The organism is Bacteroidota bacterium (genome assembly GCA_039111535.1).
GTDB lineage: Bacteria > Bacteroidota > Rhodothermia > Rhodothermales > JAHQVL01 > JBCCIM01.
Map to the genome: position 1 here is coordinate 1 of JBCCIM010000181.1, position 13,418 is coordinate 13,418.

Below are 13,418 nucleotides of genomic sequence, written 5' to 3' on the forward strand. Positions count from 1 at the left end.
CAATCGGCATTCGACAATCGGCATTCGACAATCGGCATTCGACAATCGGCATTCGACAATCGGCATTCGACAATCGGCATTCCTCTCATTGGTCCTTTTCGAGCTTCGCGATGAGCTCCTTTATTTCTGCCAATTCTTCCGGCGTACTCGATTTCATAGAGAGGGCACTTAAGACAAGCTTCTGCGCTGAACCCTGAAAGTTGCGGTTGACAAAATCCTGCATCACCCCCTGCTCTGCGTCTGTCTCTGATATGGCCGCCGTGTAGACGTGTGCCTTGGCGTCGCTATTGCGCGTCACCAATCCCTTTTTATACATGATCTGCATGAATTTCAGGGTTGTCGTATACCCTGCGGTATCTACAGCCTCGTGCACTGCCCGGACCGTGCTCGGCCCCGCTGCCCACAAAACACGAAGAATTGCCAGTTCTGCATTGGTCGGTTTTTGCATAAACACCTCAAACCTACGAATCAATTCGTACACAATATACGAACTAATTCGTAGATGTCAAGAGTAAAGAGGTTAAAGGTCGAAAGTTTATGGTTTAACGCATTTAGATCAGCAGCCCAACCTTAAACATTCAACCTTCAACTTTTAACCCATTTACGCGTTAGAGGGGCCGATTCATTTCAATCTTAACCCTGGCTTCAGATCCGTGAGCGACAACAAAATTATTTTCTCGATGCTTCGTGTGGGTAAAATCCACAAGCCGAACAAGCAGGTCCTGCGCGACATCAACCTTTCCTTTTTCTATGGCGCCAAAATTGGCGTACTTGGCCTGAACGGTGCCGGTAAAAGTACCCTGCTGCGCATTATTGCCGGCATCGACAAAGACTACCTGGGTACCATCGACATCGGTAAAAACATCACATTTGGCTACCTCCCCCAGGAGCCTGAGCTGGATCCGGAGAAGACGGTTAAAGAGTTGATCGAAGAAGGCGCCGGCGAAGCTGTGCAGTTGCTCAAGCAATATGAAGAGATCAACGCCAAGTTTGCAGAACCCGATGCCGACTATGAAGCGCTAATGGCGGATCAGGCAAAGCTGCAGGAGAAAATTGACCACATGAACGCGTGGGACATCGACAGCAAGCTGCAAATGGCGATGGATGCCATGCGTTGTCCGCCGGCTGATACCAAAGCGAAGGTATTGTCAGGTGGTGAACGCCGCCGCGTTGCGCTCACGCAGTTGCTCATGAAGGAGCCCGACGTGCTCCTCCTTGATGAGCCTACAAACCACCTGGACGCAGAATCTGTAGGCTGGCTGGAGCAGCACCTTGCGCGCTACCCTGGCACCGTCATCGCCGTAACCCATGATCGCTATTTCCTCGACAACGTGGCCGGCTGGATCCTGGAACTCGACCGCGGCACCGGAATTCCGTTTGAAGGCAACTATTCATCGTGGCTGGAGCAAAAACAGGCGCGCCTGAAGCTCGAAGAAAAGCAGTCTGCCAAAAAGCAGAAAGCCCTCCAACGCGAACTGGAATGGATTCGCACCTCGCCCAAAGGCCGGCACGCCAAGAGCAAAGCGCGTATTGCTGCCTATGAGCAGATGGTGGAAGAACAGCAAGAGAAACGCAACGAAGACATTGAAATCCCCATTCCTCCGGGTCCACGCCTCGGCAACACAGTCATTGAGGCTAAAGGGGTGTCCAAGGCGTATGGTGACAACTTGCTCTATGACGACCTTACTTTCGCCCTCCCTCCTGGCGGTATCATTGGCGTAATTGGGCCAAACGGGGCTGGTAAAACAACCCTGTTTAAAATGATCACAGAACAGGAAACCGCAGACGCCGGCACCTTTACTATCGGCGAAACGGTTAAGCTTGGCTATGTAGACCAGAACCGCCCGCTCGACAGCGGTAAAACCGTTTGGGAAGAAATTACGGGCGGCTCTGAGTTTGTGCAGGTGGGCAACCGCGAATTGAACTCCCGTGCATATACTGGCCGGTTCAACTTCACCGGTTCAGACCAGCAAAAACGTGTGGGCCAGCTCTCGGGTGGAGAGCGCAACCGCGTACACCTCGCTAAAACGCTGAAAGAAGGCGCCAACGTACTGCTGCTTGACGAGCCTACAAACGACCTCGACGTCAATACCCTGCGTGCACTAGAAGAAGCGTTGCAAAACTTCGCCGGATGCGCCGTGGTGATTTCGCATGATCGCTGGTTCCTCGACCGCGTAGCCACACACATCCTCGCGTTTGAAGGCAACAGCGAAGTGTACTGGTTCGACGGCAACTACTCGCAGTATGAGGAAAACCGACGCAAACGCCTCGGTATCGATGCTGATCAGCCCGAACGCATCAAATACAAGAAGTTGATCCGGGAGTAAGACTTGTCCAGCAGACAAGTCTTATCCTGAACTTGATTCAGGATCCATGCCAAGGCCTGCGCACTGCCTGTTGACGAGACATCCGTACTCAACAGCTAAGCCCTGTATCGGGGTCGATTTTGCAGGAATCGCCTTGCATTTCACGCTGCACGAGCATCTCGTGACCAATTTGCCGCAGAAAAGCCTGGATCTCGTCTTCTTGCTGGTACATGCGCTTTCCTTCAGTGAGGTATATTACGGTGTCGGTAGCCGGCAACGCGTGCACCTTGTGCGCTACAACCAGGTGTTGCAGCTTCTCTTCCACCTCATCGCAAAAGGTACAACGAGGCTTTCTATAGAAGTTTATCATGGGCAATTCCGACAAGTGGCTACGGTCTGGGTAGCCAAACCTACCTATAAGGTTTTGCTATAGGTATCTCTTAAATAGCTTATATTCAAAGCTGTAACTGGTGAGCCCTAAGCGGTCCAAAATGCGTATTCGCCCAGACAGGGTAAATGTGCCCCAAACCGCTGGATGCCAGCATATAACCTCAGCAGATCAAAGAAAGTCCCCGTGGATGCCTTCCATCCACAGTGCTCCTGTAGCAATACAAGGTTTTGTATCAACTGATTCCGTGCAAAAGCCTGATCAAGGTACATATTTTGCAAGGACAGATACATAGACCTGGAGAACTGCTGAACGCCCGAAAACCCTGATTTGATTGTGTTGCATTTGAGACAACGCAATCAGAAACACCAGAATCGGGCTCCTTTACGCAGGTTGTGTTTAAGGCAGTTGCGTGAACCTGAAGTATTTCCCTCTAGGTTTCCGAAAACCGGCGTGTTCGGTTGGAAGAAGCAATAAGAAGAGACTGATTGTAGTTGCCCCTCGCTACGCTAAGCCCCTCAATTTAAGCACTCATCCATATTTGGTCCGGGTACCCTTGCGTATTCCGGCCCTTGCTTAATGGCGATAATGAAGCTAAGAAGAAATCATAAAAGGAAGCCACTCAAAGCAACCGAAGAGATTCTCATAACGGAAGAGGACAGTGAAGATAAAGCTGAACCTGCCCTGATCAATCCGTTTAGCACTTCAACAGATACAGAGAATCAGCCGGCACCAGAAGACACCGACGAAGCGGTCGCTTCATCACGTCCTTTCATCCTAACCATAAGTGTCAGCGAAGACAGTATCGATGCCCTGAACCAGTGCATTCTTACTTTTTCGACTGATGAACCGCTTGCCCTCGTCGTATTTCCGACGCCCGGCATCAAGCCAGAAGACTTGCTTGCACAACTCACCTTGCCTGATCACTTGCAAGCTGAAGTTGTAGCGTCGGATACGCGGATGACGAAAAATGGCATCTATGTCGTGCCACCAGCCAAGTATGTGGTGCAGGAAGACAACCAACTGGTGATAGAGGCGCAGCCCGACAGAAACGTATCCCCGTTGGAAGGTTTTCTGTTTTCATCTGCAAAAATTGAAAAGTCGCGCTCGATTGTACTGCTCTTTACGCCGTGGGTGACGCCTTATCTTGAAGGCCTCAAACAGGTACGACTGGAGCGCGGCCTGATTCTGAGACTCAACTATTCCCCGCATGCTTCTGTAGATTACTCGGAAGCTTACATGTCTCTGCTGATCGATGGCTCCATGCCGGCGCGAGAAATTGCCGAGCGGGTGAATGCTTTTGTACCAGCAACCAACGACAACGCCGCTGCCGGCCTTTCGCTGCAGCAGGAAGATATTCAGAGCCTGGAGAACATCTACTTTGCCTTGCTTAAGACAACAGGGATGAAGTGCTCCGATCTCGACCTCATTTTTATCTTGCAACACATCCAGCAGCGCCTGAATGTGCATGGCAAGAACAGCATCACGGCTTATGCCGAGTACATCCACGATAAACCAGATGAAGTCTGGTTACTTGCTCGCCGGATGTCTCTGAACCTGTCTGGTTTCTTCTTTGAGCGCAATACCATGCAAATGATTGCGCAGGATATCATCCCAGAATTGCTAGAAAACAAAGAAGCAGAGATCATCCGTAGCTGGGTACCTGCCTGCTCGTCAGGTGAAGATGCGCTCTCTCTGGCCATTCTGCTTTCTGATTACGCGAGTAACCTGCCAAAGCAGCCCCAGATGCACGTTATCGGAACGGATACCGATGATGCCATTCTGCAGCATGCACGGCGCGCGCAGTTTGCCCAGAACAGCATGCACAGCATGCCTCAAGACTTTAAAGAAGGCTATTTTGATGTCTTCCAGGACCGCTATTCTTTGAGCCGGCCACTCATGCAGCAGATTCACTTTGCTGAGCACGACCTCTCTAATACAGCACCTTATGCAAACCTGCACTTGATTTACTTCCGCGGGCACCTGAGCAAGCTCAAGAAAGAAGTACAGAAGAAGGTCCTCAAAAACCTCCACGCAGCCATGCATCCCAATGGCTTCCTGGTTATTGGGCAGGAAGACCATATTGGTTCTGAAGTACCATTTTTCACACCGGTCGACCGCGACGGTATTGTGTACAAACCTGTTTTCAAACAAAAGAAAACAGTTGCACCAACCCATACCGTCAGCCTGTTCAGAAACAGAGACGCCAAAGAAGCGGCGCGCCCGAAAGAGGCATTTAAACCTGCTGAAGAAGCACCACAAATAAGCCAGTTACACCGTGACTTGCTGCTTCAAATACAGAACCCTGTCAGTATTGTGGTCAAATCTGATTTCTCAATTATTGATCAGTGTGGCAATGTGGGCACCTTTATTTCATGGCCCAACAACGGCAAAACCGCAAACTTGCTATCTGCTTTCCCAGAGGAAGTAAGAGCAGACCTCAAAGACGCCGTACAGCAGGCAATTCGTTTGCAAAAGGCGCTAAAATCGAAAGCGATTCAACCAAACCAGCAAGGCATACTACGTGCATTTTTGCTGCACGTACGGCCGATTGAGTTACCCGGTGATGAAGAGCCCGTTGTTCAGGTCATGTTTATTGAACCGGAGAAAACAGTTGATGTACAACCGCTCAACATGAATTTGAAAGGCCAGCCGCTGAACAATGTTGTCAACAAGCTGGAAACAGACCTGCGGCATGCCAAAGATCGCCTCAACAAGCTCACCCGGCAACTCGAAGAAGCGCGCAAAGGCAGTGCTGATCCGATTGAAGAACCGGCAGAACAGCCCAAGGTTGTACGTAAATTACAGCAGCAAAACGACGAATTAAAAACGACCAACAAAGAACTACTCGCGCTAAACCGCGATCTCGTTCGTCGAATAGAAGCGTTGCGTAAGCGGACACTGCTGATAGAGAAAGAGCACGAATCAGCCAAAGAGGCTGCTGCTACGCAGGCCCCGCAAGCCGGCAACGGCGCTATTGCGCTGGATGCGGATATGTCGTCGGTCATGGCACAACAGATGATGCACATCTCCTCCAACCGACACGAAATCCGTACGGCACTTACGTCGATTATTGGCTTTGCAGACTTGTTGGCAGATCGCATGGTTGATGCTGACAACAAAGAGCTGGCAAAATATATCAGCAAAGCGGGCAACCGCATGTCCGATAGCCTTTCTGGCTTGTTGGACGGCGATCTTGATGCCTATGAAGTATTTGAGCCCAACGAATCAGCATCCATCGAAGAAGTGGTCCACGAAGAGGATGTTTCTGACAGGTTGCTGGTTGTAGAAGACAGTGATGCGACACGCCGGCTGCTTTCACTTGTACTCAGCGACCGCTTTGAATGTGAATTGGCAGCTGACGCCAGCGAAGCAATCGAAAAAGCACAAAAAGAGAAGTTTAAAGCCGTCTTGATGGACATCAACCTGGGCACAGGCAAGTCTGGGGTAGACGTATTGCAGCACCTTCGGGAAAGCAGCCGCTATGAGCGCGTGCCGTTTATGGCAGTAACGGCAATGGCATCACCACGTGATGAATCCTTGCTGCTTCGCAAAGGATTCAATGCCTACCTTGCCAAGCCTTTCCAGAAATCCAAGCTGCTGTCTACGTTAGACCAGATGCTTGAAGATAGCAGTGCTGTCTGACGATCATAACACACCGTATTCCTTCAGCCGGTATGGATTTCGTATCCATACCGGCTTTTTTTATGCACCAGATCTTTTGCAAGGACTACCCTATCAAAACTGCCTGAAATTCCGAGTTGAAATTTCTGTATTTTTTGCCCAGGCCTGTTGGTCTTGTTGTCTGTCACGCCCTCACTCGGAATCCCATGGCGCCCAATTTCCCCAAATACCGTTTATCGCTTTTTGTCGTGCTAATCGCTTGCCTGCCGCTGGCATTTGCTGGTGACCAACAAGCTGTTGACGATCCACTCAGCAGCTTCCAGTTGGCTGAAGGATTTCAGATTGAGCTAATTGCGCAGGAGCCGTTGCTGGCGGATCCGGTAGCCATGGAGATTGATGAACAGGGCCGTATCTACGTTGCTGAAATGCCCGGTTACCCGCTCGACGTAAGCGGGAAAGGCCGCATACGGATGTTGGAAGACACCGATGGCGATGGTAAACTTGATGCAAGTCATATTTTCGCGGACAACATCGTCCTCCCCACAGGACTCATGCGTTGGAAAAATGGGATCCTTGTTACGTCGCCTCCCGACGTTTTGTATATCGAAGACGCGGATGGCGATGGTGTGGCAGAGACCCGAGAAGTGCTCCTCACCGGGTTTGCAAGATCTAACCCGCAGCACAACTTCAACAAACCCATGTATGGTCTGGATAACTGGATCTATGTGGCCAACAACGGCATTATCTGGACCTCAGCGTACAAAGCACAATTTGGAGGGCGAGGTACGGAAGTACACTTCCCTGCCCAGCCAGATAAAGTCCAGCTTGGTAAAAACGCCAACGACCGCAATCTCAAGTTCAAACCTGACAGCCATGAATTGGAGTCGCTTTCCGGTCGATCCCAATTTGGGCATACGTTTGACGCCTGGGGACACCACTTCCTCACCAGCAATGCCACCCCGCAATTTCACGAAGTAATTGCAGCCCGGTACCTCGCCAGAAATCCGGAGTTGTCAACACGGATGGCTATGCAGTATACGCCGGCGTATGGCCGTAACACCACCATCTACCCCATCACACGAGACCCTGAACACCAACTCCTCACTGACCGGGGGATGATCACATCTGCCGCCGGGATTACGTATTACCTTGGCGGGCTTTTTCCGGAGAAATACCAGCAGGTAACGTTCATCGGCGAACCCGTGCATAACCTGGTCCACGCATTAAAGGTGAACGAAAAGGGGGCAACCTTCGAAGCAACCCGCATCGAAGCCCGAGAAGAGTTCCTGGCTTCAACAGACAGCTGGTTCAGGCCTGTAAACTACTATGTTGGACCAGACGGCGCCTTGTATGTAATCGACTATTACCGGCAGATTGTTGAGCATCCAGAATGGATGGACGACGAGACTGCAAAATCAGGCAAACTCAAGCATGGCACCGAGAGCGGACGAATCTACAGAATCACCCCGGAAGGCACAGCGCCGGCCAACTGGATTGGCAAAGTGAATCTCGCTGGCGCTTCAACAGAAACACTTGTTGACCATCTGCACAGCAACAACTTGTGGTGGCGCAGTAATGCACAACGGTTACTCGTAGATCAGCAAGACGCAGCAGCAGCTCCTTTACTCGAAACATTGCTGATGGGCGCCTCAACCCCGGAAGCCCGCGTGCATGCCCTGTGGACACTGGATGGCCTCGATGCGCTGCAGCCGGCTCATATAGTAATTGGACTGCAAGACGAAGAGGCCGGCGTGCGCGAAAATGCTATCGTTCTGGCAGAGCAACATGCCGCAACTTACCCGACTTTGTGGGATGCCTTACTGGACCTGGAAGAAGAGCCCAATACGCGCGTTCGTTTTCAGTTACTGTGTACGCTGGGTTTCCTGGATACCAAAGACAGCCGGCAAATGCAGCAACGGTTGCTGGAAGCTGACATCGACGATCCGTGGGTACAACTTGCAGCACTCTCAACGCGTGCTACAGTGGATCTTGCCTTGTTCGATGAACTCTACCCCATGCTCACGTCAACTGCATCAAAAGGCCGTGCCGCGTTTGTCAGCCGCCTGGCCGCTTTGATCACAAAAAATGGCGCAGCAGATGACATCACTGCCTTGGGAATGAAAACGCTCAACAACGCTGCAGATCAACAAGCGCAATGGAATCTGGCTATCCTGAAAGGAATTACGGAAGGCATGCCGCCGGCAGCTAAATCGAACCTGGCGCTGCTTGAACTGCGAGACCAGATGCTTCAAGCATTCTCTGGCGCACCAGCAGGACAAAGGGACGCGCTCCTCGACGTAATCCGAACCTTGCCGACCCGCGCCAACGCAAACACGGCAACAGCACTCACAGCTGCCAGAGCCGCCGCAGAACAGTCAAACGAAACGACTGCCCTACGCGCACAGGCCATTGCCCTGCTCGCCCATTTTGCGCCGGCCCCTAACGCGACGCTCTTCAAGTCCCTCATCCATCCCGCAGCACCCATCGCGGTACAAAAAGCTGCAATTGCTGGCTATGGCAAAGCAGATGCGGCAGAATTAGCGGAAGTGCTTGTTGGCGCATGGCCTTCCCTGACGCCAGATGCACGCAATGCCGCGCTTGACGTGCTGATGCGCGGTCAGGACCGCATGGCTTCACTGCTTACCGCCGTCGCTTCGGGCACCATTCAGCCGGCAGCACTCGGCTGGGACCGGACCGTTGTACTCATGCGAGATACGAAGGGGGATTTGAAAACCAAAGCGCGTGAACTGCTTAGCGAACCACCCGGCGTACGGGATGAAGTTGTTGCAGACTATTATGCCTCGCTCGCCCTGGATGGCGATATCGACGCAGGTAAAACAGCATTTTCCCGGGTCTGCAGTACCTGCCATCAGGTTGGCGGTGCTTACGGGACGCCGTTTGGGCCCGACCTCGGTACCATCCGGCACTGGTCTGCCAAAGCCTTGCTGGCAAAAATCCTGAAACCACAGAGCACCATTGCAGATGGATATGGTTTATGGTCGATTGCAACGGAAACCGGAAAAACGGAAATCGGCTTAATTGCTACAGAATCGCCAGATGCTATACAGCTTAAGAGACAGGGCCAGGAAGACCTGACGATAGCCAGAGATGCAATTGCATCGCTAAGTAGTTTGAATATGTCTGCGATGCCGGCAGGATTTGAACTGCAACTGGACAAGCAGGAAATGGCAGACCTTATCGCGTTTCTACGGTTCAACTAGGCTGGAAATGCCTTAGGATGGCAAAACTGGTACTACATCTACGCTTTAGGATACCCTGGTGGATAAAAGCTTCATTTTTCAGCTTCAACCTTGAGCCCTTGTGACAGCAGTTGAAAGTGGTGCAATGCCTGTTTCAATTCGGAGATTTTAACCGGCTTTGAAATTTGCGCATCGATAGCCGCCCCCCCCATTACCTCAGGATCTACATCATTGGTTTCTTCCTGATGCGTAGACAGGCCCTCTTCTACAGACATAACAATGATATATGGCTGTTCAGCAGCAGGAAGATTACTTCGCATCCATTGTGCTGCTGAGAAGCCATCCATTTCAGGCATACGCGTATCCATCAGGATCACATCATACATGCGGGCAGATACCGCATGCACGGCTTCCCGGCCATTAGCAACAACATCTGCCTGTAAGCCCAATTCCTCAAGAAAACGAACCACAACTTTTTGGTTGATCATGTGGTCTTCAGCAAGCAGAATACTGAATGCCTGTATTTCAGGTAAAGCTATTTCGGGTGGTGCAGCTGGTACCGTTTGGGTGGAAAGTAACCGCATCAATGCTTGCTGCAGGTGCTGTTCTCTCGCTGGTTTATGCAATGATACAAAGCTGGCATTGGTCAGCAACTCAATGCGCGTACCCAACGAGCTGAGCATAAGCACAGGCGTCTGGGAAGCGACATCCCTGTTTAACAAACGCGCGAGGCTGACTCCATCCATCACAGGCATCTGATAATCCAGCAAATACAGATCGAATGGTGGGTACCCTGCCACCGCTGCTTTCTGCCGGCACTTTAAGGCCTCGGGCCCCGATGCAGCAAGGCTCACATCCATACCCCAGGCCGCCAGTTGTAAGCTAAGAATGCGCCGGTTTGTTGCATTGTCATCAACCACAAGCACGCGTTTTCCTTCCAGCAATTGCGGTGCGGATTCACCTAACTGCGTACCGTCTGGCTTAACCATCAGGGTTACATGAAACGCGGCCCCCTGCCCGGGCTCGCTCTCTACCCAAATTTCTCCCTGCATCAACGTAGTCAGGCGCTTGCTAATGGCAAGCCCAAGGCCGGTGCCGCCGTACTTTCTGGTTGTCGAAGAATCTACCTGGCTGAACGAACGGAACAACCTGTTTTTCTTCTCTTCCGGAATACCTATGCCTGTATCCTGAACGACTAGATGCAGCTTGATGTGATCTACTGAAACGCTTTCCTGCAGTTCTACTGTAACGGTCACCTCCCCTTGTTCAGTGAACTTGATACCATTCCCGACAAGATTGACAATAATCTGCCGTAGCCTTGTTGAATCCCCGACCACCCGATGGGGCACATCTGGCATGATTAGGCTTGCTAATTCAAGGCCTTTATTCGATGCTTTGAGTGCCAATACATCGATGGCATCTTCTATGCATGTGCGAATTTCAAAGCTGTGCTCTTCCAGTTCGAGCTGTCCGGCTTCAATTTTAGAAAAATCCAGGATATCGTTGATAATCGTAAGCAGCGAATCACCGCTGTTCCGAATTGTCTCCACATATTCTCGCTGCTCTTCATCCAGCGCCGTTTGGGTTAACAGGCTTGTCATACCAATAACACCATTCATGGGCGTCCGAATTTCGTGACTCATGCTCGCAAGAAACTCTCCTTTGGCCCGAGTGGCTTCCTGCGCAGCATCCAGATACCGCTGTATGTCGTCGGCCATCTGGTTAAAGGCAAGCGCCAGCTTACCAATTTCGCCCCCAGTCTCAACGTGAACCCTGCTTGCAAGGTCACCTTGCCCTAGCCACATTGCTGCCTCCTGAATTTTGAGCACAGGCACAGCAATACTGCGCGCTAGCCAAAAAGCGCCGGCAACACCTAACAAAAGGGAGGACAGGCTAATAAGCACCGCAAATCCTTGTGCGTTACGTAGTTCGTCTTCAAAATACGAAGTTGTGCGTCCCACCCGCACCCGCCCCGTCAGGTCTGCAGTATCAAACGAAGCTTCTGTAATGGCAGCATTACCTACACGTTTTTCGCGCTGTTGCGCGTCTATTAAGCTGTCCGGATATGCTGCTATGGCAGTGCCGTCTTCATCCAGTATCACGACAAACTGCACTTCAGGATCTGCCTTGGCATACCTGACCGCACGCTGCATCGCAGCAAAATCTCCTACTTCGAGTGCCGACTGTACACTCAAGGCGAGCGTTACTGCAAAAGTATTGGAAGATTGCTCGAAGTTCTTAGTAATCAGCTCTTTTTGCTGGCCGCTGAAATAGAAATAGAGAATCAGCGATGATGTAGCAACAATCAGAAAGACAGTCAGATGGATTCTATTGCGTAGCGATAATTGCATCATAAATTACCGTCCTCGGTCCTGCGCGGCAGCTTTTCCGGCAGGTACGTACCGCAATACAACGACGTCGTCTGTAACAAGGTCGGCTGATACATAGCCAATAGCACCGGGCGTAGCCGCTACTTCTTGCACCACTTCCTCTTCAGAACCCAGCGTTCGTGGTGTTCGCCCTTCTCCTGAAAGCACAACCCGCATCCACACCTTTTTCAATTCCCTTGGCTCCTTCTTCAGAAAGCGGTAAAACTTTTCTTTCGACGCAGTTTTTTGCTTTTGATCGAATAGGACAACCAGCGATCCGTCTTCCCATCGATTGGTCTCAAGTACGTAAAAATCGAGCACTTGCTGCTGGCTCAATGTTGTCGCCGGCACCGATGGATGAGCAATTATGGCGATCCCTGCTACTTCTTTTGCCATACCGGGATGTGATTGTGCCATTGCAGGGCACAACGCCCAGTTCATCGCAAACAAGCAACATCCAACTATGCAGAAAAAAGCAGTGCGGTAACCCATTGGACCCTCTTTATAGAAATACACTGAGTCCAACTAACACATCCGTTTCTTTGCCATAAAACAGGTCCTGGGTAAAGGTCGATGTGTACACCAGTTGCACCTTAAAAACCAGAAAATCATTGGCCCTGTACCCTCCGCCTATCGAGTACATTCCAAACCCGTCTTCTGTGACAATATTGCTCCGATCTTCCACAAAAGAGAACATACCATAGGCAAAAAAAGACTCGCCGATATCAGCCCCCACGGTGACGTAACCAAAGAGTTTGTTCAGATCCTCATTGAAGAGGAAATTTGTTTCTACAATTTCTTCCAAACGGGCCCGCTTTTCAGCTGACAGGCTGTAATAAACCCGTATAAACTCAGATTCCACATAAAAACCCGGGAAAGTCAAGGACAAATCAAAGCCAAGCCTTGAGCGAGGCAGCGTTCCCACGCCAGAAAAATCAGTGGTAAAAATGGGGATACGCGACAAATCAGCGTAATCATGCGACACAGAAATGCCCAATTTCAAAGGCCCTTTGCGAATCCCAATACGTCCGCCAAATAATTTAGCGAGTGTGGAGTCGCTCCCGGAAGGCAACGTTGCGATAGCCTCCTGAATCATATAAGCAGTATTATTCCCGACGTAGGCAGCGTAATCAAACTTGATTTGATTTGCCATTCCTAGCGTCCCATAGACCTCTATAGCAGCCTGCCGGGGAGCCAATTCGTCCGTGCTCAAGAAATCGCTTACCAGGGTTTCATAAGCAAAGGGCCGCATGATATAAGGGAGTAGCGGCGTTCTGTCTCGGATGGTGTTCAGGTTGTTGAACGTGGGTACAAGCAAGCCGGCTTTAACCTTTAAGTGTTGCCCGCGATCGTATTTGACCCACGCTTCATCAAGCGCAAATCCACCCCATTGGTCTTCCGTTGACAATGAGTTGATGATCTCTAGATTTATAAACCCGCTAAACTTTTCGTCAATCTGCTTAAACATAAACAGATTCATTTGCTGCACCGAGAAGCTCAGCGACTCAGCAACACGCGGGCGCGGGTTCGA

The 13,418-nt window shown here is 50.9% G+C and carries 8 protein-coding genes; 3 read left to right on the forward strand and 5 right to left on the reverse strand.

The window, feature by feature from the left end; translation table 11 throughout:
* Nucleotides 1–85: 85 nt before the first annotated feature.
* Nucleotides 86–448 (reverse strand): BlaI/MecI/CopY family transcriptional regulator, encoded by a 363-nt coding sequence (locus AAF564_21340; GenBank protein MEM8488108.1) that lies wholly within the window; start codon nt 446–448, stop codon nt 86–88.
* A gap of 205 nt (nt 449–653) precedes the next feature.
* Here AAF564_21340 and ettA point away from each other — a divergent pair, with 205 nt between their 5' ends.
* Nucleotides 654–2,327: an energy-dependent translational throttle protein EttA gene (gene ettA / locus AAF564_21345; GenBank protein MEM8488109.1), complete on the forward strand. Its 1,674-nt coding sequence runs from the start codon at nt 654–656 to the stop codon at nt 2,325–2,327.
* Nucleotides 2,328–2,415: 88 nt separating this feature from the next.
* On the opposite strand, the gene AAF564_21350 is transcribed toward ettA, so the two are convergent.
* Nucleotides 2,416–2,676 carry a hypothetical protein gene (locus AAF564_21350; GenBank protein ID MEM8488110.1) on the reverse strand — a complete coding sequence of 87 codons (261 nt, stop codon included), beginning with the start codon at nt 2,674–2,676 and terminating at the stop codon, nt 2,416–2,418.
* A gap of 606 nt (nt 2,677–3,282) precedes the next feature.
* On the opposite strand from AAF564_21350, the gene AAF564_21355 reads away from it, so the two are divergent.
* The gene (locus AAF564_21355) at nt 3,283–6,339 is read left to right on the forward strand and encodes a CheR family methyltransferase (GenBank protein MEM8488111.1); all 3,057 of its coding nucleotides are present in this window, start codon (nt 3,283–3,285) and stop codon (nt 6,337–6,339) included.
* A gap of 185 nt (nt 6,340–6,524) precedes the next feature.
* Entirely contained in the window at nt 6,525–9,539 is a 3,015-nt protein-coding gene (locus tag AAF564_21360) for a PVC-type heme-binding CxxCH protein (GenBank protein MEM8488112.1), read from the forward strand.
* 71 nt (nt 9,540–9,610) lie between these two features.
* Here the strand turns inward: AAF564_21360 and AAF564_21365 are convergent, their stop codons facing one another.
* From AAF564_21365 to AAF564_21375, 3 genes are all read right to left on the reverse strand, one after another.
* Nucleotides 9,611–11,872, reverse strand: coding sequence for a response regulator (locus AAF564_21365; protein MEM8488113.1), 2,262 nt, complete (start codon nt 11,870–11,872; stop codon nt 9,611–9,613).
* Nucleotides 11,873–11,875: 3 nt separating this feature from the next.
* Entirely contained in the window at nt 11,876–12,304 is a 429-nt protein-coding gene (locus AAF564_21370) for a hypothetical protein (GenBank protein ID MEM8488114.1), read from the reverse strand.
* 85 nt (nt 12,305–12,389) lie between these two features.
* Nucleotides 12,390–13,418 (reverse strand): hypothetical protein (locus AAF564_21375; GenBank protein MEM8488115.1); only part of this gene is annotated, 1,029 nt, incomplete at its 5' end.